A 24,333-nucleotide genomic window follows, 5' to 3' on the forward strand; every position below is an offset into this window, starting at 1 on the left:
TCTTGCGTATTCTTGTCGTGATGCCACGTGCTTCGACAATACGAAAGCCGGGCGCGGCACCTTAAGGGCGCACCTGGATTCGCTTTGCCTTGGAAGACTGCCGGGCCTCGGTAGTGTTATTGTTTCCACCTGCCAGCAGGTAGAATGGCATGGTTTTGGAGAAGTATAGCATTGATAAAAACCGCATAGTCCACTAAAGGAAGTCCACATGCATCAAACCCAGCCTTCATTGTTCGGCCGCGTCGGCGCCCTGCTCGCCGGCCTGGCCCTGTCCGGCGCTGTCGCCATGACCGCTACCGCTGCAACAGCGGCCCCGGCCGAGCCGGCCACCCACCCGCAGGTGGAACTCAAGACCACCATGGGCAACATCGTGCTGGAACTGGACCGCGAGAAAGCGCCGAAGTCGGTTGACAACTTCCTCGCCTACGTCAAGTCGGGCTATTACAAGGGCACCATCTTCCACCGCGTGATCGACGGTTTCATGATCCAGGGCGGCGGCTACGATGAAAAACTCAAGAGCAAACCAACGCGCAAGAATGTTCCGAGCGAATCGCAAAACGGCCTGACCAACGACGCCTACACCATCGCCATGGCGCGCATGGACGATCCCAACTCGGCCAACTCGCAGTTTTTCATCAACGTGGCCGATAACCAGGGCCTCAATTTCCCCGGCAGCGACGGCGTCGGCTACACAGTCTTTGGCAAGGTGATCGACGGCCGCGAGACCGTGGACAAGATCAAGGGCGTGCTGGTGGACGACAAGGGCATGTTCCAGAATATCCCGGTCACGCCGATCTTCGTGAAGTCGGCCACCATTTTGAAAACCCCGATCGTGCCCAAAAATGTAGAATAGCGCCCTGCCGCTGCATTGACACTTATTGATAAATTAATTAAGGAACATCATGACCAAAGTCATCATCACCACCAACAAGGGCAAAATGGTTGCCGAGTTGAACGAACAACTGGCGCCTAAATCGGTGGAAAACTTCCTGGCCTACATGAACGCCGGCCACTACACCAACACCATCTTCCACCGCGTGATCGACGGTTTCATGATCCAGGGCGGCGGTTTCGAACCAGGCATGAAACAAAAGCCAGCTGATGCCACCGTGGAAAACGAAGCCAAGAACGGCCTGAAAAACGAGCCATACACGCTGGCCATGGCCCGCACCTCGGCGCCGCACTCGGCCTCGGCCCAGTTCTTCATCAACATCAAGAACAACTCGTTCCTCGACTACCCGGGCCAGGACGGCTGGGGCTATGCCGTGTTCGGTAAAGTTGTCGAAGGCACCGAGATCGTCGACGAGATCCGCAAAGTCAAAACCACCCGCAGCGGCATGTTTGCCGACGTGCCAGCAGAAGACGTGATCATCGAAAGCATCGAACTGGCTGCCTGATTCTTGATGAGCAATACCCTGACCGGCGCGCGCGCGTCCGACGCAAGCGCGCTGTTCATTTCAGACCTGCACTTGCAGGCCGCGCAGCCCGCCATCACGGCAGCGTTCCACGACTTCCTGGAACGCCATGCGCGGCATGCGCCCCAGCTGTACTTGCTCGGCGACCTGTTCGAGTACTGGGCCGGCGACGACGACCTCGACGACCCCTTCAACCGCGAAATCATCACCGCGCTGCGCCGCGTTAGCGATGCGGGCACCGCCATCTACTGGATTGCCGGCAATCGTGATTTTTTGGTCGGTGCGGACTTTGCCGCAGCCGCTGGCGTGACCTTGCTGCCGGAAGTGTTCGTGACGAACATCGGCGGCCAGCGCCTGGTGCTGGTGCACGGCGACGCCCAGTGCACCGAAGACGTCAAATACATGGAATTTCGCGCCATGGTGCGGCAACCGGCATGGCAGCAGCAGTTCGTGGCGATGCCGCTGGCGCAGCGCAAGGCGATCATCGCCGGCATGCGCGAGAACAGCCGCAAGGATCAGGGCGCCAAGACCATGGAGATCATGGATGTGACGCCGCAGGCGATTGCCGACCTGTTTGCGCAAACCGATACGAACATCATGATCCACGGCCACACCCACCGCCCTGCCCTGCACCTGGCGGGCGCTACGCGCCGCTACGTGCTGCCCGACTGGGAGCCGGAAGCGACGCCGCCGCGCGGTGGCTGGATTGCCATCGATAGTGCTGGTGTGATCACGCGCCACGATGTACGTGGCGCAGTTATTTCCTGAGTTTTAACGCAACGCCGCCATTGCCGCATTCAGCCGCTTGATCAGCGGCTGGTTCAAATCTCGTGTTTGCGGCGTCCAGCGCTCGATGGTGCGGCGCAGTTCCACTTCCAGCGCGCGCGCCTTGTCGGCATCGCCCACGCCGGCCGCCCAGATCGCGTATTCGGCCTGGGTGGTAAAACCGCTGTAGCGGCTCAACGCATGCTCGAACTCGGCGCGCGCCTCATCCTGGCGCCCCGCCGCTGCCCACGCCTGCGCCAGCAACAGCGACACCTGCTCGGCCCGGAAACCGTCGTTGGCGGTGCGGATGGTTTGCAGGTGTTTTACCGCATCGTCGGCGCGGCCGGCAGCGAACGTGGCACGCGCGGCGCCAAAGCGGATTTCCAGGTCGCCCGAGAACGGGCCCTGCAGGCAAGCCTCATAGGTCGTCGCCGCTTCGGCGGCATTGCCGCCTTCGAGCAGCGCGCTGGCCAGGCGCATCTGGTTTTGCGCGGTGGGCGTGTAGTCGTAGGCTTCGCGCGCCTCGCGCAGTTCGCGGCCCGGGTCCAGGGTCTTGACGGCCACGTTGGCCACCTTGCGCGCGCCCTGGTTGATGCGCGAGCTGGGCAGGTAGATGGCAATGAAGTACACCACGCTGCCGATCAGCGGAAACATGAACAGGATCAGCAGCCAGTAAATCGGCTGGCCGTTGCGCACCGCGTGCACGGCAAAGAAGATCGCCACCAGGATGTGGATGCCGATGCCAAAAATTTCCATTTGCTGCCTCTACAGTATCGTCAAGGGAGCGATTGTAGAAGCTTCGCCGCGCCATCACAACCCTGGTTAATTAAGAGCGAGGCCGCGCATGGTGAAACTGAAGGTCGTGGCAGCGTCATCGGACACCACGGCGATCTCGCCGCCATGCGACTTGGCAATCTCGGCGACAATGAACAAACCGAGGCCCAGGCCCTTTTCGCGGCTGCCGGGATTACCACGGAAGAACGGTTTGAATAGCTGGGCGGCCAGTTCCGGGGCAATCGGTTCGCCCTGGTTGGAAACCTTTACGTCGAGCCTGCCATCGGCCTGGCGCACGCTGACCAGCACCGGCTGCGCTGGGTCGCCGTGCACCAGCGCGTTTTTAAGTAGATTGGACAGCAGTTGCGCGAGCCGCCCGGCGTCGGCCATCACGCCGCCCTGCATATCGAACTCGGCGACGATGGTGCTGTGCGGATGGGCACCGCGCAGCTCGGCAATCACCTGTTCGAAACTCGCTTGCAGCGCATGCTGCGGTTCCATCGTCACCGCGATACCGCCGCCCATGCGGCCACGGGTAAAGTCCACGACATCGTCCACCAGGCCGGCGATGCGCATGGCGCTGCGGCGGATACGGTCCACCACCTTGCGCGACGCCGGCGTCAGGTTGCCCATGCCGAGCAAATCGGCCCCGCTGACGATGGAGCTGAGCGGCGTGCGCAAATCGTGGCCCAGCACCGCAATGAACTGCTCGCGCAACTCGCCCGACAGCTGCTCGTTCGACAGCGCGTGTTCCGCCTCGGCCAGCTTGCGGTCGTTTTCCAGCTGCACCGAGATAAGCTGGGCGAACAGCTTGAGGGTACTGGTCACCTTGTGCGTGGATAACTCGTTGGGTACCGGGTCGAGCCCGCACAGGGTGCCGAAATAGGCGCCATCGGGCCGGAATAGCGGTATCGAAAAATAACTCTGGAAGCCGTAGATGCGCGGCGTGTGATGGTCGCGGTAGCGGTCGTCGTCGGCCACGCTGTCGATCACCACCGGCAGCCGGGTATCGCGTACTTCCTCGCAAATGGTGGTGGTAATGTCGAGGCCATCGCCTACCTTGAGGCCGAAGTCGAGCCGGTCAAGCACCGCGCAGGTGGTCCACGAATCGGCCGTCACCCGCGCCACGCAGACGAAGCGCAGCCCGGTCAGCGCCGCCACCGTTTCGAGAATGGTGGGGACGGCCTCGATCGACTGGATCTGCGCAATGTCGGCGGCGATGTCGTGCTGCAACGGCAAGCCGGGCATGTCAGCGGCCACCGGGTGCCGACTCCGCCGGCCGCAACCGCGCCACCAGCGCGCCGGGACGGGTATCGATGGCCGTCAGCTCGAACTGCACGCCGGCATAGCGCAAGTCTTCCGGCTTGAAGGTATGCACGGCCACATTTTTCACCAGGGTGTCGCTGAGCAGGTTGGCCACGCTGGCCAATTGCGTCTGCCTGCCGGCATCCATATTATCGAGTGCAAACCGGTCCACGTGGGTGTCGGCGATGTACACGGTATTGCGCACAGGATCGACGTTAAGACGGCCCGACACCGCCATCGAGCCACGCCACGACTGCCGCGCCAGCAGTGGCGTGACGTTCAGATCGAAGGTCAGCGCCACCCGGTTGTTATCGGCCAGGATGGCCAGTTGCGGGCGGCTCAGCTCGACGTCGAAGATGCCCAGCACGCGGTGGTGCATGGGAAACTTGCGGTCCAGGTTCTGTTGCAGCTTTTCCTGCCTGACTTCGACGTCGCGCGGGCCGATCAGCCCGGCGCAGGCCGACAGCACGCCGGCCAGCACCAGCAACGACAGGGACAGCGAAAAATAGCGTTTCAGCTTGGTCATGGTGATTCCATCGATGAGATAGCGCCATTATGACCCACCTGCCGCGCGGTGTCGCGGGAACTAGGCCGCGATGTGGAGCGGGCGCTGCGGATCGAAGGTATCGGGCGCCACCAACTCGCCGAACGCCACGTTGCGCGAGGCGATGTCGTGGAAGGCGCCCACCAGGCCGATCTCGCCGCGCCGGATGGCCGACCGCAGGAACTCGCTGCCATCGATAATTTCCGCCAGTGAATTTTCGACATTGTGGCGCGCCACGCGGTCGCGCAGCTCCTTGTCGCCCAGGTGGCTGTGTTCGCCGCATTGGTGGATCGCCCACTGGATCTTGCCGGTGATGGCGCCGATGCTGTGCGAACCTTCCTGCTGCATGGCCAGGCCGATTGCGCCGCACGACGAGTGGCCTTTCACCACGATCAGCTTGGCGCCGAGCTTGGCGGCGATTTCCAGGCTGCCGATGATTTCGCGGCTGATGACGTTGCCGGCGATGCGGATAGTGAGCAAGTCACCGAGGCCGGCATCGAAAATGATTTCCGGCGACGTGCGCGAGTCGATGCAATTGACCACCACTGCCATCGGGTGCTGCCCGGCGGCCGTGGCGCTGGCCTGGTGCACATAATCGTTCTCGAAGCGCCGTCCCTCGCGGAAGCGCTGGTTGCCCTCCTTGAGCACTTGCAGCACGGCCTCGGGCGCCAGCTTTTTCTGGGTGGCGTGGTCGAGCACCGGTACGAACTGGTCGGGCGCATCCTGGCGATACACCTCGCGCAGGCCCACCACGCTCAACTGCACGTCGCGCTCGGCCGCCACGGTGCGGTAGTCTTCGATCACTTCCATCGCGTCGTGGTCGATGTAGTCGGTGCCCGATGCATTGATCACCACCTGCGAACCGGCAGGGATGTTCCACAGCGCTTCCTTGATGGTGGCCTTGTTCAGGAACGACACCTGGTTCGGCAATTCCATCTTGATCACGTCGCCGATATGCAGCTTGTACTGCTGCAGCGAGTACGGGTTGCGGAAGTTGCTGCGCAGCAGATAGAACAGGCCGGCAACCAGGCCGATCACCACGCCGGTCAGGAGGTCGGTCGCGACAATCGCCACCACGGTGATCACGAACGGCATGAACTGCGTGCCGCCCTTGCCGTACATCTCGCGGAACACGGCCACGTTGGCCAGCTTGTAGCCGGTGGTGATCAGGATCGCGGCCAAGGCCGCCAACGGAATCATGTTCAGCACTGGACTGAGCAACAGCACGCCGCCCAGCAGGAACACGCCGTGCAGCACGGCCGAGGCCTTGGTCCGGTTGCCCGACTGGACATTGACGGTGCTGCGCACGATGACGGATGTCACCGGCAAACCGCCGAGCAGGCCGGCCAGCATATTGCCCACGCCCTGGGCCAGCAGTTCGCGGTTGGCCGGCGTTTCTCGTTTCAGCGGATCGACCTTGTCCACGGCTTCCACGTTGAGCAGGGTTTCCAGCGACGCCACGATGGCAATCGTGATGCCCACCAGCCAGACGTCGAGGTTGGCCAGGTGGCGCAGGTCGGGCAGCAGCAGGAAGGCGCCGGGGTTGCCGGCGTCAAGCGGCGGCAAATCGACCAGGTGGGTCGCGGAAATCGCCAGCGACGGCACAAAGGCAGCGAAAAAGGCGTTCAGTCCGATGGCAAACGCCACCACGAACAGCGGCGCCGGCAGCATCTTGAATCGTCCGAGCGGCGTTTTGCCCCAGTACACCAGCATGAGGATCGACAGCGCCGAAATGAGCAGTGCACCCGGCGTGATGAACTCGACCGCCCGGCCCAGCATCGAGAAGAGGTTCTCGCCATTGCCCTGGAAGAAGGAGAAATTGTCGGCGTTCTTCGGATCGTAACCGAACGCATGCGGAATCTGGGTCAGGATCAGCAAGATGCCGATGGCCGCCAGCAGCCCCTTGATCACGCTCGACGGCACGTAATTGGCGATAAAGCCGGCGCGGCACAATCCCATCACCACTTGCAGCGCGCCAGCGATCAGGATTGCCACCAGCAGGATCTCGAAGCCGCCGAGCTTGGTCACCGACGCCAGCACCACCGCCGCCAGGCCGGCCGCCGGGCCGCTGACACTGGTTTGCGAGCCGCTGAGCGCGCCCACCACGATGCCGCCGATAATGCCGGAAATAATCCCCGACATCAGCGGCGCGCCGGAAGCGAGCGCAATGCCCAGGCAGAGCGGCAAAGCCACGAGAAAGACCACGAGGGCGGCCGGAATATCATATTTAAGATTCTTCATGATTGGCGTCCATATTAAAAATGTGAATGGCGACCGGCGCAATAAATCAAGGCGCAGGACGTCCTCCCGGGTAAGAAGGGATAAAACAGAAACAAGGATGAATACAAAGTTTTATATTGCGCTGCGGTTATTCCGGACGCAATGTCCTGCTCTGTCATGCCGAAGGATCACCTGGCATTGATGGAGGACTTGTCTGGCGTTGAGCTTGAAAAGAAATATAGCATGGACTTTTGCAGTGCACAAAAGTTTTTCACGTGAATTTGCATTAATATTTTTATTGCCAGCACTTAAAGTTTTTCGCTCAGATATTCAAATTATCCATTGGAAATTAAACGAGTTTTTATTCCCGGCAATGTGAATAATCTTTATGCAAATCCAAATAAAACCATGCTCAGTATTATTACGTAGTTGGTTATACGTAGTGAATCGGGGCGTGGCATGGCGTCATAAACAGAGTCGGGCGCCGCGTTTGCGCGCAGCGCCCTACAATGCACGATGAACAACACTATCCGCATCGGCTGTGCCGGCTGGAGTATCGGCCGCGACGTGGCCCTCTCCTTTCCCGGCGACGGCAGCCATCTCGAACGCTATGCGCGCGTGCTGAACGCGGTGGAAATCAATTCGTCGTTCTACAAGCCGCACCAGGCTTCCACGTACGCGCGCTGGGCCGCCAGCGTGCCCGACGATTTCCGCTTTGCCGTGAAACTGCCGCGCAGCATTAGCCACGACCAGCGGCTGGTCGATATCGAGGCGCTGCTGGCCGCGTTTGCCGGGCAAGCCAAATCGCTCGGCGACAAGCTGGGCTGCATCCTGGTGCAACTACCGCCCAGCCTGCGATTCGATACCGCCGTGGCCGACGATTTCTTCACCCGCCTGCGCCAGCACTTTGCCTGCGCCCTCGCCTGCGAGGCGCGCCACGGCAGCTGGTTCGGCGACGACGCCACAGCGCTGCTGCGCGACCACGGCGTTACCCGCGTGATCGCCGATCCGGCGGCAGGCGCACCGGGTCCGTTCGTGCCGACGACCGACATGGTGTACGCACGCCTGCACGGCAGTCCGCGCATTTATTACTCGTCGTACTCCGACGAATACCTGGACCAGGTGTCAGCGTGGATCACCGGGCGCGATGCCTGGTGCATCTTCGACAATACGGCCTCGGGCGCGGCGCTGCCGAACGCGTTGGACCTGCAACGCCGAGATGTAGAGCTTCACCGTTAACTTTGCCCTGGCAGTTTGGACAGCAGCTTATCGAGCGTGATCGGATAATCGCGCACGCGGGCGCCGGTGGCGTTGTAGATGGCGTTGGCAATCGCCGCGCCCACGCCGCACAGCCCCAGCTCGCCCACGCCCTTGGCCTTCATCGGCGACGACACCGGATCGGCTTCGTCGAGGAAGATCACCTCCTGGTGCGGAATGTCGGCGTGCACCGGCACTTCGTAGCCCGCGAGGTCGTGATTGACGAAATAGCCGGCGCGGTGGTCCACCGCCAGTTCTTCCATCAGCGCCGCGCCCACGCCCATGGTCATGGCGCCGATCACCTGGCTGCGCGCCGACTTGGGGTTGAGGATGCGGCCCGCCGCGCACACGGCCAGCATGCGGCGGATGCGCGTCTCGCCGGTATCCACGTCCACGCCCACTTCCACGAAGTGCGCGCCAAACGTCGACTGCTGGAATTTTTTGGCCAGGTCGCCGTATTCCATCATGTCTTCGGCCACGATATCGCCCGTTTCGGCCGCCTGGCGCAGCGGCAGCGATTTGCCGCCGGCGCTGACCTGGCCGCCGCTGAACTCGCTGGTCTCGGGATCGAGCCCCAACTGGCGGCTCACTGCCTCGCGCAGCTTTACGCACGCGGCGTACACGCCGGCCGTGGAACTGTTGGCGCCCCACTGCCCGCCCGAGCCGGCCGACACCGGATAGTCCGAGTCGCCCAGGCGCACGATCACGTCTGTTACGTCCAGGCCCATCATCTCCGCCGCCGTCTGGGCGATGATGGTGTAGCTGCCGGTGCCGATGTCGGTCATGTCGGTTTCCACCGTCACCTTGCCCTGGCGATCGAGTTTGACGCGCGCGCCCGACTTCATCACCATGTTGTTACGGAAGGCCACCGCCACGCCCATGCCCACGAGCCAGCGGCCGTCGCGCACCTGGCCCGGCTTGGCGCGGCGCGCACTCCAGCCGAAACGCTCGGCACCGGTGCGCAGGCACTGCACCAGCTGGCGCTGCGAAAAGCGCCGCTCGCGCTTGGCGGGATCCACCTTGATGTCGTTGATGATGCGGAACTGTACCGGGTCGAGCTTGAGCTTATCCGCCATCTCGTCCATCGCCATTTCCAGCGCCATCAGTCCCGGCGCCTCGCCCGGCGCGCGCATCGCATTCCCTTCGGGCAGATCGAGCAGCGCCAGGCGCACGCCGGTCAGGCGGTTGGCGCCTGCGTACAGCAGGTCGGTCTGCTGCACCGCATTTTCCGGCTTGCCGCCATCGAGGTTGCCGGACCAGCTTTCGTGGCCGATGGCCGTGATGCGGCCATCGCGCCCGGTACCGATGCGGATGCGTTGGATGGTGGCTGGCCGGTGCGTGGTGTTGTTGAACACCTGGTGGCGCGCCAGCGCCAGCTTGACGGGGCGGCCCGCCGCGCGCGCACCCAGTGCGGCCAGGATGGCGTCCGCGCGCACGAACAGCTTGCCGCCGAAACCGCCGCCGATGTACGGCGAAATCAGGCGCACTTTTTCCTTGGGCAGGCCCAAGGTCTTGGCCACGTCGGCGCGACCCCAGGCGATCATCTGGTTCGAGGTCCAGATGGTGACCTTGTCGCCGTCCCAGCGGGCGGTGGAGGCATGCGGCTCCATCATCGCGTGGGCGTGGTCGGGCGTGCTGTATTCGTGATCGATGCGCACCGGCGCGGCGGCAAAGGCGCCGACAAAGTCGCCCACCTTCTTGTCCGGCGTGTCCTTGTGCACGCCGGTGGCGGGTTTGGCGGCGGCCAGGTCGTAGGCGCCGTCCTGCCTGGCGTACGTCACTCGCACGAACTGCGCGGCGGCGCGCGCCTGCTCGAAGGTCTCGGCCACCACCACGGCCACGGCCTGGTGGTAATGCTGGATTTCGGGTCCGCCCAGCAGGTGCGCGGTATTGAAGCTGCCGAGGCCCAGTTTGCCGGCCGATTCGGCCGTGACAATCGCCAGCACGCCGGGTGCGCGCCGCGCCGCATCGAGGTCGATGGACGCGATGCGACCCTTGGCGATGCCCGCCGGGACGATGTAACCATATGCCGCATCGGGAACGGCTACGTGGTGCTCGTACGCGTACGGCGCCGTGCCCGTGGCTTTCAACGGACCATCGATGCGATCGAGCGGCTTGCCGATCACCTTCAGTTGATCGATGGGATTGGTGGTGGCAGGAGTGGTAAATTTCATGCGTCAGCCTTTCTTTGCTGCGGCCAGCACGGCGCCCAGGGTGCGCTCCACCAGCGTCACCTTGAAGGCGTTTTCTTCGGTTGGTTTGGCTCCGGCCAGCAAGGTCTCAAGCGTGGCCCTGGCGCCCTGCGGCAGGCGCGCTTCGGCCGCTTCCACGCGCCACGGTTTATGCGCCACGCCGCCCACGGCAATACGGCCCGTGCCATCTTTCTGAATCACGGCAGCGACAGACACCAGCGCGAACGCGTACGACGCCCGGTCTCGTACCTTGCGGTAAATGTGCACCCCGCCCAATGGGCGTGGCAGCGTCACCGACGTAATCAGCTCGCCAGGTTCGAGCACCGTATCGAGGTGCGGAGTGTCGCCCGGCAAGCGGTGGAAGTCGGCAATCGGAATCCTGCGCGCAGTACCGTTGGCGCGCACCGTTTCCACGGTGGCGTCCAGCACGCGCATGGCCACGGCCATGTCGCTCGGGTGGGTGGCAATGCAGGCGCTGCTCGAGCCGATCACCGCGTGCTGGCGATTGACGCCGCCGATGGCCGAACAGCCGGTGCCCGGCACGCGCTTGTTGCACGGCTGGTTCGTGTCATAGAAATACGGGCAGCGGGTGCGCTGCAGAAGGTTGCCGGCCGTGGTGGCCTTGTTGCGCAACTGGCCCGACGCGCCGGCCAGCAGTGCGCGCGACAGCACGCCGTAATCCTGGCGCACGCGCGCATCGGCCGCCAGGTCGGTATTGCTCACCAGCGCGCCAATGCGCAGGCCACCGTCCGGCGTGGCCTCGATCTGGTTGAAACCGAGGCCGTTGACGTCGATAAGGTGCGACGGCGTCTCGATCTCGAGCTTCATCAGATCGAGCAGATTGGTGCCGCCGGCGATGAAACGGGCGCCGGGCGTACGGACGAACGCTTCGGCCGCGGCAGCCGGGGTGGCGGCGCGCTGGTAGGTGAACGCTCTCATGCTGCACCTCCGGCTACTTCGGTAATCGCGTCGAAGATGTTCGAATAGGCGCCACAGCGGCAGATATTGCCGCTCATGCGTTCGCGGATCTCGTCGGCGGACAGCAGCGGCCTCTCGGTGAGGCTGCCGCTCACGTGGCTCGGGATGCCCTGCCTGATTTCATCGAGCACGGCCACGGCGGAACAGATCTGCCCCGGCGTGCAGTAGCCGCACTGGTAGCCGTCATGCTTGATGAACGCCGCCTGCATCGGATGCAGTTTATCGGGCGTACCCATACCTTCGATGGTGGTGATCGCGGCCCCTTCGTGCATCACGGCCAGCGACAGGCAGGAATTGATGCGGCGGCCGTCGAGCATGATGGTGCAGGCGCCGCACTGGCCATGGTCGCAGCCCTTCTTGGTGCCGGTCAGGTGCAGGTTTTCGCGCAGCACGTCGAGCAGGCTGGTACGGGTGTCCACTTCGAGCTGGTGGCGCTGGCCGTTGATGGTGAGGGAGACTTTGGCCAGCACTGGTGCTGCGGCGGTGGTGGCTGCAGTGGTGGCCGGCGTGTGGCCCTGAGCGCCGGCAAGCGATGGCACAACGGCGGCAGTGGCCGATACGGCGCCCGCTTTCAATACGTCGCGCCGGCTGAGTTTGAAATCGGTAAGGTCATTCATGTGGGACTCCCTGAGGTGGTACTTCTGACGGCATTATTTGGCTGGCTGTTGGTCCAGCGCCGTACGCGCACGGGCAGCGGCTTCCGATCCCACGCGTTCGGCCAGCACCTCGGCAAACTGGCGCAGTTGCTGGTGCGTGAGTCCCTGATGGAGACTGATCTGCGTGTGCGACAGCAGTTGCGGTTCCACGCCAGTCATGGCTGCCAGCGCGGCCACGGTGGCCAGCTCGCGGCTCTGCCAGTCGAGATTGGCGCGCGCAAAAATATCGCCGAACAGATGGGTTTTGAGGTACTGGTCAATGGCCGGGGCGAATTCGAACACGGGGCCCTTGACCGGGGCGCCGGTCAGCCTGGTCTGGTTGGCGGTGCCCACGGCCAGCAATTCTGCACCCACCGGTATCGGTCCGGAGCCGGCGCCTTCCGGGTCGTTGATGCCGCGCTGCTGGCGCGCTTCCACGGTTTTCATCAACACTCCGAGCGCATTGAGGGCGCGCGGGAAGCCGGCATAGGCATACATCTGCACCAGGATTTCCTTGCAGTCGCCCACCGACAGGCCGGCATCGAGGCCGCTGTCGAGGGCAGCGCCCAGGCGTGGCAGGTCGCCGGTGGCGGCAAAGGCGGCAATCGGACCGATGGCCTGCTGTTTGGGGGAAAGGCGGGAAGTGACGGTTTCAGTAGTCATGGAAGCTTGCTCCGGTGGGGCGGCGCTGGCGGAAGTGGTGAACGCCATGAGCGCCAACATTACCGGCAACACAGCAGCGCAAAAATTAACGGGAATGGTATTGTTCATCGGTGACCTTTTCTTGCCATTGGACGCTCTTGCCAGCCTGGCTGCCGGTGACGGCGATATGGGTGAGCGCGGTGGTGGGCGCAGCGCCATGCCAGTGCTTGACGCCCGGCGGGCACCAGACCACGTCGCCGGCCCGCAGTTCCTGCACCGGCTTGCCCCATTCCTGGGTCAGGCCGGCGCCAGCCGTGACCACCAGGTACTGGCCGGCCGGATGCGTATGCCAGGCCGACCGCGCACCGGGCTCGAAGGTGACGTAAGCGGTAGAGGTGTTGATCGACTCGTTGGTGGCGGTGAGCGGATCCACCCGCACCCGGCCCGTGAAATTCTCGGCCGGGCCGGCCACCGAGGCCACCGTGCCGGACTTGATGATGCGCTGGGCCGGTGCGGTGGCAGCCGGTTGCTGCGGTTGAGCCTGCGCCAGGCCGGCCAGCAGCGTCACCGCCAGCGGCAGAATGCGCCAGATACGTATAACCATGTGTGAGTTCCTTGATCGAATAGTGTCAACGTGCAGAAAACCCAATGTAGCTGTTGCGCTATCGAGCGCATAGAGGCAAAAAGCGCATGGGCTTATTAGCGTGGCTCATCAATCCGACAGTTCAGGGTAATGGACGTTGCCCAAAGCCGATTAGCCTCACGGCATGCCAGGAGTTGCTGGTATCCTTGCAGATCACGAAATTCCCCCCTCGCCACTGTGATACAGCTAGATCCTACGACCATCGTTCTGACTTCGACTCTCATGGCGGCGGCGATGACCATCGTGTTGTTTTCCGCCTACCGCAGCTTCCCTGCCGACGTGCGAGGGTTGGGCCATCAGTCGCTTGGCATGTTATCGCTGACGGCGAGCGGCTTGCTATTCTGCGCAGGGCCACTGATGCCGGAGGCGGTGTTGCTGTTCGTGGCCAATAGCACGATGCTGGGCGCCGCCGGGCTGATGCTGATCGGCACCCAGATCTTCTACGGCCGCAAGCCAAGCTGGTGGTGGCTGGCGCTGGCGTGGGTAGCCGGCATGGTCTGTCTGATCGGCTGGTATGTGATCACCCAGGACTACGCGTTGCGGGTGGCAGTGTTTTCATCGTTGACGCTGTCGTTCTACGTGGCGCAACTGGTGCTGCTGGTGCGCCATGGCGAACGCCACTTCTCCAGCTGGTTCTTCGGCGCGCTGTTGCTGGTGCAGTCGCTGGTGCTGCTGGTGCGGTTGCTCGCGGCGCTCAGCGGCGCGGTCGGCACCAGCAACGCCAGCAACGGCGCGGTACAGGGCATTTTCCTGTTGACCGCCAACTTCATGACGCTGATGTTGGCGGTCGGCTTCATGACCGTCGCCACGCGGCGCCTGCAGGTTGTGATGGAGCATCGCTCCAACTCGGACCCGCTGACCGGGGTGCTGAACCGGCGCGGTTTCGCCGACGCCTACCGCCGCGAGGTAGCGCGGATGAAACGCCATGGCCAGCCGATCACCCTGCTCAGCATCGACCTCGACTACTTCAAGGCCATCAACGACCAGCACGGCCACGCAGTCGGCGACCAAGTGCTGGTGCATGCGGCACGCACTACCGTCTCGGCCCTGCGCGAGATCGACCTCGTTGCGCGCTTCGGCGGCGAGGAATTCATCGTGCTGCTATCGGGCACCACGGCCGAGCAGGCCAAAGCGATGGCGCAACGCATCCATGGGTTGCTGTTCGCAGCGCGCGGCGGCAACGTGCCGGACTACACGGTCAGCATCGGCATCGCCAGCCAGCAGTCGCCAGACGAGAGCCTGGAAGCGCTGATGGCGCGCGCTGACGCCGCCCTCTACCGCGCCAAGGCCGCCGGCCGCGACCGCAGCGAGACGGTGTAAGCGCGCAGGCCGGCGCTAGCCGGCCGAGACCATCCCCCTGTGCAAAATCATTGTCTTTTTGATTTTTAGTGCTATAGTTCACTACAACACCATATCAAAAGGACTCCATGTATGTCAGCGACAGACTGGAATGACAACGCGCCGATTTATCGGCAGTTGAAGGACAAGGTGGTCGGCATGATGCTCGACGGCTTGCTCAAGGCAGGCGATGCCCTGCCGTCGGTGCGCCAGGTGGCGGCCGATTATCAACTCAACCCAATCACGGTGTCGCGCGCCTACCAGGAACTGGTGGACGAGGCGCTGGTGGAAAAACGCAGGGGGCTAGGCATGTATGTAACCGAAGGTGCACACGACAAACTGCTGGCGAGCGAACGCGAGCGCTTCATGCGCGAAGAATGGCCGGCCATGCTCGAACGCATCCGCCGCCTCGGCCTCGACACTGCTGCCCTGCTCGGCGCCGCCGCGCCGGCACCATCGGGAGCACAGCCATGAACGCCGCACTGAATCCGGATGCCGTGATCACCGCCACCGGCATCAGCAAGTGCTACGGCAAACATACCGCGCTCGACAACGTCAGCTTTACCATTGGCGCCGGCCGCATCGTCGGCCTGGTCGGACCGAACGGCTCGGGCAAGACCACCACGCTCAAGGCCATCCTGGGCCTGACGCCGTTCGAGGGCGGCTTGTCGGTGCTGGGCCGCGACCCGCGCACCGAGCGCGAACTGCTGATGAACGACGTGTGCTTCATCGCCGACGTCGCCATCCTGCCCAAGTGGCTCAAGGTCAAAGATGCGATCGACTTCGTGGCCGGCGTGCACCCTCGCTTCGACCGCGCCCGCGCCGAACAGTACATTGCCAATACCAAGCTCACGCCGAACATGAAGGTCAATGCCATGTCCAAGGGTATGGTGGTGCAGCTGCACCTGGCGCTGGTGATGGCGATCGACGCCAAATTGCTGGTTCTCGACGAACCCACGCTGGGCCTGGACATCCTGTATCGCAAACAGTTCTACCAGAACCTGCTGGAAGACTATTTCGACGAACAGAAGACCATCGTCATCACCACCCACCAGATCGAGGAAGTCGAGCACATCCTGTCGGACCTGATGTTCATCGAGAACGGCCGCATCGTGCTGGCCGCCAGCATGGATGAAGTGGGCGAGCGCTATGCCGAGGTGATGGTCGAACCGCAGTTCGTGGCCGTGGCCAGCGCGCTGGGCCCGATCTCGCAGCGCACGGTGTTCGGCAAATCGGTGATGCTGTTCGACCGCGCCGACCGTACCCAACTGGCCACCTTCGGCGAAGTGCGCACGCCCAGCGTGGCCGACCTGTTTGTCGCCACCATGAAAGGACAACCACAATGAAAACCATGAAATGGCTGATCAAGCGCGAATTGTGGGAGCACAAGGGCATGCTGGTGTGGACGCCGCTGGTGATCGCCGGACTGATTGCGGCGCTGGCGCTGCTGGCGGTATTCATCGGCAAGGACATCCAGTTGTCCGGCGACGCCATCACCGCCCAGAGCTTCACGGTCAGCATCCAGGGCCAGGCGCGCGCTACCCTGGTGAGCACGCTGGCCCAAGGCTACATCGTTTCTGCGGTGCCGGTGTACCTGGTGCTCGGCTTCCTGGTGTTTTTCTATTGCCTCGGTGCGCTCAACGACGAGCGCCGCGACCGCAGCATCCTGTTCTGGAAATCGTTGCCGGTATCGGACCAGACCACGGTGCTGTCCAAGGTTGTCACGGCACTGGTGGTCGCGCCACTGATCGTGGTCGGTATCGCCGTTGCGCTGTCGCTGGTGCTGCTGCTGGCGGTGGCGGCCAAGCTGTCGCTGCACGGCACGGTGCTGTTCGGCGACCTGCTGGCCTCGCCCGAGCTGTACCTGGCGCCGCTGCGCGTGCTCGGCCTGCTGCCCGTCTATATGCTTTGGGCGCTGCCCACGGTGGGCTGGCTGCTGATGATCTCGAGCATGGTGCGCTCGAAAGTGTTCGTGTGGGCCGTGGGCCTGCCGGTAGGCGCGGGGCTGCTGCTGGTATGGATGCAGAAGGTGCTGGGCTTCGATCTCAACGTCGGCTGGTTCATCAGCAACGTCACCAACCGCCTGTTGCTGGGCGTGGTGCCGGGATCGTGGATGTGGTTCGACCGCAGCCGGCTGGCGCTGTCGGAAGAACACGGCCTGCCGACGCCGACCGACGCCTTCCTGTATTCTTGGTCCACGCTGGCTAACGTGGGGCTGTGGGTCGGCGTGGTCGCGGGTGTGGCGATGATTGCGGTGGCGATACGCATGCGCCGCCGCCGCGAAGAAGGCTAAGCGCCTGATCCAGCCTCCAGCGCGGCGTTGCAGCTCCTCGCCGTACTGGCGTACTGTCTTCGTCGCTGCGCCTTGCTCTGAAGGCTAGATCAGGCGCTTGCAGCGTTTCTAGTTACTCAAATTGCTGGCGGAATTCGGCGAATTGCGCGGTCAAGTCTTCGACCTGGCGGCGCAGCTGCTGCACTTCCTGCTCCAGCGCGCCGATTTTTGTCCCCTGCCCCGCACCGCCGACCGAGCCGCCCAGGCTGGCGGCGGTTTCCTCGCGTGCCAGCGCTTCTTCACCGGCCAGCAGGTGGCCGTAGCGCGGCTCCTTGGTGCCGGGCGCCAGCGGCAGTTTCGACACCAGCGGCGGATATTTGTCGATCAAAAATTGCAGCGCATGCTCCACCTCGGCCACCGACTTGAAGTCGTGCAGGCGGCCGCTGCGGGTGCGGATTTCACCGGCCGTTTGCAGGCCGCGCAACATCAGCATGGTCAGCACGGCCAGCTTGTCCTGCTCCAGCGTGAACTTGATGCGCAGGCGGTGCTCATACTTGGTCACGCGTGCGCCGGCCTGGGTGATGCCGTTGACGTACTTGGCCTGCATCAGCCGCTGCAACACCTCGGCCACTGTGTCTTCCGAAATCGACATCACCGGGTCGCGGCTCGACAGCTGGTTGCAGCCGTTGACCAGCGCGTTCAGTGACAGCGGATAGTTGTCGGGCGTGAGCGCTTCCTTTTCGGCCAGCACGGCCAGCACTCGCAACTCGAACGGGTCCAGAATCTCGAGGCCTTCGGGCGTAGTTTCCATCTGCAGCGTTCCTTCTTGTGGTTAATCGCGTTATTCGACGAGCTTGTTCAATTGATCGGAATTTAATTTATCACATTCAGGCACGCCCTGGCACTCGAGCCCGGCCGCGCGCATGGTGGCCATCAGCCGCTCGATGCGCTCTTCCTGTTTGACGGCGTTTTCGATCAGGCCGCGCAAGGCTTTCGACAGCGGATCATCGCCGTTTGGCGTGACGCCATACGCGGCAAACGGATTGGCGGCAGCACCGAGTAAATCCTTCTGGACGACGTGGGCCGGATTGCCGACGGCAGTGGCGCCCGCAGGCACTGGTTTGAGCAGCACCGCGTTCGAGCCCACCTTGGCATAGTCGCCGATGGTGAAACCGCCGAGCACCTGGGCGCCGGCGCCGATGATCACGCCCCGCCCCAGCGTGGGATGCCGCTTGGCGCCCGTGTGCAGCGACGTGCCGCCAAGGGTGACGCCCTGGTAGATGGTGCAGTCGTCGCCGATCTCGGCAGTCTCGCCGATCACCACGCCGAAGCCATGGTCGATGAACACGCGGCGGCCGATGGTGGCGCCAGGATGGATTTCGATGCCGGTGACGATGCGCGCGCCATACGAGATGAAGCGACCGAGCCACTTGGCGCCGTGCCACCAGCACCAAGACGCCCAGCGGTGCATGACGATTGCCTGCAAACCGGGATAACAGGTGAGCACTTCCCAGGCGTTGCGGGCAGCGGGGTCGCGTTCGATGATGCTGTTGATGTCTTGGCGCAGATGGTGGAACATGGGTGTTCGAGTGACAACGGAAACGCGTATGGTAGCGTATCTGGAGGGGACGTGCCGGAGTGTGTTGCAAGGGCCTCCCGGCAGGAGGCCCCGTGATAATTAAGCTTCTTTGGCGATGCGCTGGCGGCGCGCTTCGTACAGGCAGACGCCCGACGCCACCGACACGTTCAGACTCTCAACCGAGCCGAACATTGGAATGCTCACCAGCACGTCGCAGGTTTCGCGCGTGAGGCGGCGCATGCCCTCGCCTTCCGAACCCATGACCAGCGCGGTCGGGCCGGTGAAGTCGGCTTCGTACAGGCCCTTCTCGCCGTCGTCGGACGTGCCGATCAGCCAGATGTCGCGCTCCTTCAGTTCGCGCAGCGTGCGCGCCAGGTTGGTCACCGTGATGTAAGGCACGGTCTCGGCGGCGCCGCTGGCCACCTTGGCGGCGGTGGCGTTCAGGCCCACGGCGCGGTCTTTCGGTACGATCACCGCGTGTGCGCCGACACCGTCGGCCACCCGCAGGCAGGCGCCCAGGTTGTGCGGATCGGTAATGCCGTCGAGCACCAGCAGCAGCGGCGGACCGTCGATGGCGTCGAGCAGTTCATCGAGGTTGCGCGCCAGCGCCAGCTGCGACGCAAAGGCGATCACGCCCTGGTGGCGGCGGGTGCCGACGATCTTGTCCAGGCGAGCCGAATCGACCGGCATGATGCGCACACCGGCAGCCTTGGCGTTGGCCACCAGATCTTTCATGCGGCGGTCATCGCGCGTGGCGTCGATGAAAATCTCTTCCACCGACGACGCCTCGTGACGCAAGCGCGAGGTCACCGCGTGGAACCCAAAAATCATTTTGTTCTTCATTTACTTATCGCTTCTTCTTACTTTTTGCGGCAGGTTTTGCTGCCTGGGGTGCTGCCGGGGCAGACGCCGCGGCATTGTTCTTGCTGCGGCCACCACGCGAGCGGGACTTGGGCTTGCTGCCGCCGTTGCCGCCGCCGTTGTTGCCACCATGATGATCCGCTGCCGTGGTTTTCACCTCGTGGCGCTGCGACGTGGTCGGGCCGGGCTTGATGTTGGTCTTGCGATCCTTGCCGCCGCTGTTGCCACTGCCTTCCGGCTTTGGCGGCGGCGCGTCGGGACCGGACAGGCGCAGGTCGATCTTGCGCATTTCCAGGTCCACCCGCACCACTTGCACGGTGACGCGATCGGTCAGCTGGAAGCGCTTGCCGGTGCGCTCGCCTTTCAGTTCGTGGCGGGCGTCGTCGTACTGGAAGTAGTCGGAACCAAGGTCGGTCACGTGGACCATGCCTTCGACGAACAGCTGGTCGAGCTGCACAAAAATGCCGAACGTGGCCACGCCGGTGATGATGCCGGTGAATTCCTCGCCCAGTTTATCCTGCATGAAGTAGCACTTGAGCCAGGCTTCGACATCGCGCGACGCTTCGTCGGCGCGGCGTTCGTTGGCCGAGCAGTGCACGCCCAGCGCATCCCAGATGGTGAGATCGGCGGCTTTTTTCTCTTTGCCTTCGGCCTTGTCCTTGGCCTGCTGCTTGCGCGTGGCGTTCGACACATTGGTGTTCAATACGCTCGACTCGGGTATCTTCGGCTCGTATTTTTTGCCGACCAAGATCGCCTTGATGGCGCGGTGCGTCAGCAGGTCCGGGTAGCGGCGGATCGGGCTGGTGAAGTGGGCATAGGCCTCGTACGCCAGGCCGAAGTGGCCGATGTTGTCCGGGCTGTACACGGCCTGCTGCATCGAGCGCAGCAGCATGGTTTGCAGCAGCGACGCGTCCGGGCGCTCCTTGATCTGGCGCATCAGCGACGCGTAGTCGCCGGCGGCCGGCTTGTCGCCGCCTTCCAGGGTCAGGTTCACTTGCTTGAGGAACGTGCGCACCTGCTTGAGCTTTTCAGCGGTCGGGCTGGCGTGGATACGGTACGTGCCCGGGTGCTTGTTGCGAATTAAAAGGTCGGCCGCGCAGACGTTGGCGGTCAACATGCATTCCTCGATCAGGCGGTGCGCATCGTTGCGGGTGCGCGGGATGATCTTTTCGATCTTGCCGGTCGATGGATTGCTGACGATATAGGTTTCGGTGGTCTCGAAGTCGATCGCGCCGCGTTCGCTGCGCGCTTTCAACAAGGCCTGGAACACGTCGTACAGGTTGTCCAGGTGCGGCACCAGGCCGGGACGGCGCTTGGCTGCCGGCCCCTTCTTGTCGCCGAGGATGTCGGCCACTTCGGTGTAGGTCAGGCGCGCGGCCGAGTGGATCACGGCCGGGTAGAACTGGTACGCCTTGATTTCGCCCTTGGCGGTGATCACGGCGTCGCAGACCAGCGTGAGGCGATCGACCGCCGGGTTCAGCGAGCACAGACCGTTCGACAGTTTTTCGGGCAGCATCGGGATCACGCGGCGCGGGAAGTACACCGACGTGCTGCGCTCCAATGCGTCGGTATCGAGCGCGTCGTTCGGTTTGACGTAGTGGCTCACGTCGGCAATTGCGACGATCAGGCGGTAGCCGTTGGCGCGGCCGATCTTGACCGGTTCGCAGTACACGGCATCATCGAAGTCGCGCGCGTCTTCGCCGTCGATGGTGACCAGCGGCACGTCGCGCAAATCGACGCGCTCGCCCAGGTCGGCTTCGCGCACGTGGTCTGGCAGCTTGTTGGCCTGCTTGAGCGCGGCTGGCGAAAACACGTGCGGCACGTTGAACTTGCGCACGGCGATTTCGATCTCCATGCCCGGGTCGTCAAGCGAGCCGAGAATTTCAACGATTTTGCCCACTGGCTGCTTGAAACGCATCGGCTGCTCGGTCAGCTCCACGCTGACGACCTGCCCGGCCTTGGCCTTGCCGACCGAACCTTCAACCAGGACGTCCTGGCCGATGCGCTGGTCTTCGGGCGCCACGACCCAGGTGCCGTTTTCATTGAGCAGGCGGCCGATGATGTGGGTATTGGCGCGGCTGACGACTTCGACAATCGTGCCTTCCTTGCGGCCGCGGCGATCGACACCGACCACCTTGGCCATCACGCGGTCGCCATGCAGCACTTTCTGCATTTCTTTCTCTGGCAGGAACAGGTCTTCGCCCGGCTCATCCGGGATCACGAAGCCGAAACCGTCGCGGTGGCTGCTGACCTTGCCGGCGATGAAACCGGTGTCCTCAGCGAGGGTGAAATTGCCGGCGTCATCGACGACGATCTGGCCGTCGCGCTGCATGGCGTTCAGGCGGCGCGACAGCACGGCCTGGGCGTCGGTCGCTACGTCGAGCGACTTCGCTACCGCGAGCAGGTCAAGCGACCGTTGGGCGCTGCGGAAGATGCCGAGAATTTCCTCACGGCTTGGAATGGTGTGTGTAATTTGGCTCAAAAGTTATTTCTATGGTGTTGTTATTGACAGTATTGGGTAAATCCGGCCTGGCAAAAATCGTCGGGGATACTGATATTGTGCATATATATGCCAGACGACAGCCGTAGTGTACTTGGAAACGCGGCGATAGCCTAATTCGTACGCACTCTGGGCAATTTTTCAAACATTTTCTGAAAATGACGTTTGACATCGCGCAAGATTGCTCTATAATCTTGGTCTCTTGCAGCGACAACGTTGAAAAACGAAAGCAAAGCAGGAATGCTAGACCGGGTTGATGTGCAGTATGGAACGCAAGTTCATCTGGCACGAAACCTACCCTTTTTAGCATATGCAGCATCAGTGCCCACGTGGCGGAATTGGTAGACGCGCATGGTTCAGGTCCATGTGCCGCAAGGTGTGGGGGTTCGAGTCCCTCCGTGGGCACCACAGAATTCCGCAAAGAAGCCGCAGACTTTTCACCGAGTCTGCGGCTTTTTTCATGCCCGTACACGTTGAATGCAAATAATTTCGGGCGGATGCTTGACGACTTGCGCAGTGTCCCGTATAGTTCTGGCCTCTGATGCAGAACACGCAGCAGAACAAGCAGTAAAGCAGTAACAGTGCCCACGTGGCGGAATTGGTAGACGCGCATGGTTCAGGTCCATGTGCCGTAAGGTGTGGGGGTTCGAGTCCCTCCGTGGGCACCACAGAATTCCGCAAAGAAGCCGCAGACTTTTCATCGAGTCTGCGGCTTTTTTCATTCCCGACCGCACCACAAATTAATTTCACAAAAGCATGCTCATGCCCTTGACGCAGTGCCAGTGCTACTTTAAGATTCGGTCCTCTGTTGCAGAACACGCGATAGAGAGAAGTAAAGCAGCAACAGTGCCCACGTGGCGGAATTGGTAGACGCGCATGGTTCAGGTCCATGTGCCGCAAGGTGTGGGGGTTCGAGTCCCTCCGTGGGCACCACAAAATTCCGCAAAAAAGCCGCATTCCTCTTCGAGGTCTGCGGCTTTTTTCATGCTCAGGCCAAAGCGGCTTTCACGGCATCGGCCAGCGGCTGGGTCGGACGGCCGATCAACTTGCCCAGCATGCCGCTGTCGTCGAACAGCGCGCCCTTGGAAGCGGCAAAGTCGGAATTGGCCAGCAGGTCGGCTACTGCCGGCGGCAGGCCCACGGTCACCAGCAGTTCGCGGTACTCGTGCTGGCCCAGGTTGTGGTACGGCAGCTCGCGACCGGCTTGCTTGCCTGTCTCCGCTGCCAGGTCGCTCAGGGTGAAGGACGTGTCGCCCGCCAGTTCATACACCTGCGCTACCGGCTGGCCGCTGGCCAGCACCAGGGCAGCGGCTTGCGCATAGTCGTCGCGCGCGGCGGCGGCAATCTTGCCGTCCGAGGCGGCGCCGCTCAGCGCGCCATGTTCGAGGGCGCCCTTCAGGCCGGCCGTGTAGTTTTCCAGGTACCAGCCATTGCGCAGCAAGGTGTAGGTCAGGCCCGAGGCGCGGATCGCGTCTTCGGTTTCGCGGTGTTCGGCGGCCAGGCCCAGCAGGCTGGTGTCGGCGTGCAGCACGCTGGTGTAGGCCAACAGCGCGGTGCTGGCGCGCACGGCCGCATCGATCACGTTCTGGTGCTGGGCGCCACGGTTGCCGAGGTCGTTGGACGAGATCAGCAAGACCTTGGTGGCGCCGGCAAAGGCCGTGTCGAGCGAGGCCGGATCGTTGTAATCGGCCTGGCGTACGTGCACGCCGAGCGCCTGCAAATCGGCAGCCTTGGCCGGATCGCGCACGGCGGCAACGATTTGCCCGGACGGCGTGGTTTTCAGCAGGTGGGAAATGACGAGGCGGCCCAGTTGGCCGGTAGCACCGGTAATGACGATCATGTTGTTTCCTTTTTTAAATTCGATAAGCACCAGCCTAAAGTGGCACGGTTAGGTTTGTCTTAAGGTGAACTGACAGCGTCCATGGTAATCGCTGTACTTACTTTTTGTAAGTACGTACAATTTGGTAAGTACACCTCCGACTTTGGATAGATGATGAACGAACAAAAATCACTGCGTGCGGCTTTGCGCGACAACCAGTTGCAGCCGCGCGTGCTGGCGGCCGAATGCCCGTCGCGCGCCGTGCTCGGCCACATTACCAGCCGCTGGGGCGTGCTGGTGCTGATCGTGCTGCTCGACCGCACCCACCGTTTCAGCGAGTTGCGACGCGCGATCGGCGGTGTGAGCGAAAAAATGCTGGCGCAAACGCTCGACGCCCTCGCCTATGATGGCCTGGTGCTGCGCGTGGCGCAGCAAGTCGTGCCACCGCACGTGGAATACAGCCTGACCACGCTGGGCCGCGAGGCGGCCACGCGACTGGAAGTACTGGTGGACTGGATCGAGAACAATTTCCCGCTGATCGAGCAAGCCCAGAAAGCCGCCGCCATCGAGGCGGCATGAATTCGATCTTCGCCG

23 protein-coding genes and 3 tRNA genes are annotated in these 24,333 nt (G+C 62.9%); 12 read left to right on the forward strand and 14 right to left on the reverse strand.

The genetic code is table 11. The features are described 5' to 3' along the window. Positions 1 to 208 precede the first annotated feature (208 nt). From F8197_RS06760 to F8197_RS06770, 3 genes are read left to right on the forward strand one after another with little or no spacing between them, the layout of a single operon-like run. On the forward strand, positions 209 to 853 hold the full coding sequence (locus tag F8197_RS06760; RefSeq protein ID WP_056138460.1) for a peptidylprolyl isomerase: 645 nt from the start codon (positions 209 to 211) through the stop codon (positions 851 to 853). 49 nt (positions 854 to 902) lie between these two features. Next, positions 903 to 1,397, forward strand: coding sequence for a peptidylprolyl isomerase (locus F8197_RS06765; protein ID WP_152881224.1), 495 nt, complete (start codon positions 903 to 905; stop codon positions 1,395 to 1,397). Positions 1,398 to 1,403: 6 nt separating this feature from the next. Continuing rightward, positions 1,404 to 2,183, forward strand: a complete 780-nt coding sequence (locus tag F8197_RS06770) for a UDP-2,3-diacylglucosamine diphosphatase (RefSeq protein WP_152881226.1) — start codon at positions 1,404 to 1,406, stop codon at positions 2,181 to 2,183. 3 nt (positions 2,184 to 2,186) lie between these two features. Here the strand turns inward: F8197_RS06770 and F8197_RS06775 are convergent, their stop codons facing one another. The 4 genes from F8197_RS06775 to F8197_RS06790 form a co-directional block, all read right to left on the reverse strand. Beyond that, complete coding sequence (locus F8197_RS06775) at positions 2,187 to 2,936, reverse strand: tetratricopeptide repeat protein (RefSeq protein ID WP_152881228.1); 750 nt, start codon at positions 2,934 to 2,936, stop codon at positions 2,187 to 2,189. 66 nt (positions 2,937 to 3,002) lie between these two features. Further along, on the reverse strand, positions 3,003 to 4,214 hold the full coding sequence (locus tag F8197_RS06780; protein ID WP_373996808.1) for an ATP-binding protein: 1,212 nt from the start codon (positions 4,212 to 4,214) through the stop codon (positions 3,003 to 3,005). Beyond that, positions 4,204 to 4,785, reverse strand: a complete 582-nt coding sequence (locus tag F8197_RS06785; protein ID WP_152881230.1) for a DUF1439 domain-containing protein — start codon at positions 4,783 to 4,785, stop codon at positions 4,204 to 4,206. Before F8197_RS06785 ends, F8197_RS06780 begins: the two co-directional genes overlap by 11 nt. Positions 4,786 to 4,845: 60 nt before the next feature. After that, the gene (locus F8197_RS06790) at positions 4,846 to 7,044 is read right to left on the reverse strand and encodes a bifunctional SulP family inorganic anion transporter/carbonic anhydrase (protein ID WP_152881232.1); all 2,199 of its coding nucleotides are present in this window, start codon (positions 7,042 to 7,044) and stop codon (positions 4,846 to 4,848) included. A gap of 495 nt (positions 7,045 to 7,539) precedes the next feature. On the opposite strand from F8197_RS06790, the gene F8197_RS06795 reads away from it, so the two are divergent. Beyond that, positions 7,540 to 8,262 (forward strand): DUF72 domain-containing protein, encoded by a 723-nt coding sequence (locus F8197_RS06795; RefSeq protein WP_152881234.1) that lies wholly within the window; start codon positions 7,540 to 7,542, stop codon positions 8,260 to 8,262. On the opposite strand, the gene paoC is transcribed toward F8197_RS06795, so the two are convergent. From paoC to F8197_RS06820, 5 genes are all read right to left on the reverse strand, one after another. Then, on the reverse strand, positions 8,259 to 10,454 hold the full coding sequence (gene paoC / locus F8197_RS06800; RefSeq protein WP_152881236.1) for an aldehyde oxidoreductase molybdenum-binding subunit PaoC: 2,196 nt from the start codon (positions 10,452 to 10,454) through the stop codon (positions 8,259 to 8,261). The genes F8197_RS06795 and paoC overlap by 4 nt on opposite strands. A gap of 3 nt (positions 10,455 to 10,457) precedes the next feature. Then, on the reverse strand, positions 10,458 to 11,411 hold the full coding sequence (locus tag F8197_RS06805) for a xanthine dehydrogenase family protein subunit M (protein ID WP_152881238.1): 954 nt from the start codon (positions 11,409 to 11,411) through the stop codon (positions 10,458 to 10,460). Continuing rightward, positions 11,408 to 12,067, reverse strand: a complete 660-nt coding sequence (gene paoA, locus F8197_RS06810) for an aldehyde dehydrogenase iron-sulfur subunit PaoA (protein WP_152881240.1) — start codon at positions 12,065 to 12,067, stop codon at positions 11,408 to 11,410. Before paoA ends, F8197_RS06805 begins: the two co-directional genes overlap by 4 nt. 33 nt (positions 12,068 to 12,100) lie before the next feature. Next, positions 12,101 to 12,748: a carboxymuconolactone decarboxylase family protein gene (locus F8197_RS06815; RefSeq protein ID WP_152881242.1), complete on the reverse strand. Its 648-nt coding sequence runs from the start codon at positions 12,746 to 12,748 to the stop codon at positions 12,101 to 12,103. An 85-nt stretch (positions 12,749 to 12,833) separates the two neighbouring features. After that, on the reverse strand, positions 12,834 to 13,331 hold the full coding sequence (locus F8197_RS06820; protein WP_152881244.1) for a cupin domain-containing protein: 498 nt from the start codon (positions 13,329 to 13,331) through the stop codon (positions 12,834 to 12,836). A gap of 273 nt (positions 13,332 to 13,604) precedes the next feature. On the opposite strand from F8197_RS06820, the gene F8197_RS06825 reads away from it, so the two are divergent. The 4 genes from F8197_RS06825 (at position 13,605) to F8197_RS06840 (ending at position 17,001) form a co-directional block, all read left to right on the forward strand. Further along, on the forward strand, positions 13,605 to 14,690 hold the full coding sequence (locus F8197_RS06825; RefSeq protein ID WP_082488548.1) for a GGDEF domain-containing protein: 1,086 nt from the start codon (positions 13,605 to 13,607) through the stop codon (positions 14,688 to 14,690). Between the two features lie 111 nt (positions 14,691 to 14,801). Beyond that, positions 14,802 to 15,182, forward strand: a complete 381-nt coding sequence (locus tag F8197_RS06830; protein ID WP_056138481.1) for a GntR family transcriptional regulator — start codon at positions 14,802 to 14,804, stop codon at positions 15,180 to 15,182. Next, the gene (locus F8197_RS06835; RefSeq protein WP_056138483.1) at positions 15,179 to 16,054 is read left to right on the forward strand and encodes an ABC transporter ATP-binding protein; all 876 of its coding nucleotides are present in this window, start codon (positions 15,179 to 15,181) and stop codon (positions 16,052 to 16,054) included. The genes F8197_RS06830 and F8197_RS06835 overlap by 4 nt, the downstream gene beginning before the upstream one ends. Further along, positions 16,051 to 17,001: a hypothetical protein gene (locus F8197_RS06840; protein ID WP_152881246.1), complete on the forward strand. Its 951-nt coding sequence runs from the start codon at positions 16,051 to 16,053 to the stop codon at positions 16,999 to 17,001. The genes F8197_RS06835 and F8197_RS06840 overlap by 4 nt, the downstream gene beginning before the upstream one ends. 112 nt (positions 17,002 to 17,113) lie before the next feature. Here F8197_RS06840 and F8197_RS06845 read toward each other — a convergent pair whose 3' ends face one another. The 4 genes from F8197_RS06845 to rnr all read right to left on the reverse strand — a co-directional run bounded on the left by F8197_RS06845 (position 17,114) and on the right by rnr (position 21,902). Continuing rightward, positions 17,114 to 17,791, reverse strand: coding sequence for a YceH family protein (locus tag F8197_RS06845; protein WP_152881247.1), 678 nt, complete (start codon positions 17,789 to 17,791; stop codon positions 17,114 to 17,116). A gap of 30 nt (positions 17,792 to 17,821) precedes the next feature. Beyond that, positions 17,822 to 18,559, reverse strand: coding sequence for a serine O-acetyltransferase (cysE, locus tag F8197_RS06850; protein ID WP_152881249.1), 738 nt, complete (start codon positions 18,557 to 18,559; stop codon positions 17,822 to 17,824). 99 nt (positions 18,560 to 18,658) lie between these two features. Then, complete coding sequence (rlmB, locus tag F8197_RS06855) at positions 18,659 to 19,402, reverse strand: 23S rRNA (guanosine(2251)-2'-O)-methyltransferase RlmB (protein ID WP_019922191.1); 744 nt, start codon at positions 19,400 to 19,402, stop codon at positions 18,659 to 18,661. A gap of 4 nt (positions 19,403 to 19,406) precedes the next feature. Beyond that, complete coding sequence (gene rnr / locus F8197_RS06860; RefSeq protein WP_152881251.1) at positions 19,407 to 21,902, reverse strand: ribonuclease R; 2,496 nt, start codon at positions 21,900 to 21,902, stop codon at positions 19,407 to 19,409. 341 nt (positions 21,903 to 22,243) lie between these two features. Here rnr and F8197_RS06865 point away from each other — a divergent pair. The 3 genes from F8197_RS06865 (at position 22,244) to F8197_RS06875 (ending at position 22,853) form a co-directional block, all read left to right on the forward strand. Then, a tRNA-Leu gene (locus F8197_RS06865) sits at positions 22,244 to 22,328 on the forward strand. Positions 22,329 to 22,503: 175 nt separating this feature from the next. Beyond that, positions 22,504 to 22,588: transfer RNA gene (locus F8197_RS06870), tRNA-Leu, on the forward strand. A gap of 180 nt (positions 22,589 to 22,768) precedes the next feature. Further along, positions 22,769 to 22,853, forward strand: a tRNA-Leu gene (locus tag F8197_RS06875). A 55-nt stretch (positions 22,854 to 22,908) separates the two neighbouring features. On the opposite strand, the gene F8197_RS06880 is transcribed toward F8197_RS06875, so the two are convergent. After that, positions 22,909 to 23,760 carry an SDR family oxidoreductase gene (locus F8197_RS06880; RefSeq protein ID WP_152881253.1) on the reverse strand — a complete coding sequence of 284 codons (852 nt, stop codon included), beginning with the start codon at positions 23,758 to 23,760 and terminating at the stop codon, positions 22,909 to 22,911. 153 nt (positions 23,761 to 23,913) lie between these two features. On the opposite strand from F8197_RS06880, the gene F8197_RS06885 reads away from it, so the two are divergent. Then, the gene (locus F8197_RS06885) at positions 23,914 to 24,318 is read left to right on the forward strand and encodes a helix-turn-helix domain-containing protein (RefSeq protein ID WP_152881255.1); all 405 of its coding nucleotides are present in this window, start codon (positions 23,914 to 23,916) and stop codon (positions 24,316 to 24,318) included. The last annotated feature ends 15 nt before the right edge of the window (positions 24,319 to 24,333 follow it).

It is taken from the genome of Duganella sp. FT27W (assembly GCF_009295655.1).
Lineage (GTDB): Bacteria > Pseudomonadota > Gammaproteobacteria > Burkholderiales > Burkholderiaceae_D > Rugamonas > Rugamonas zoogloeoides.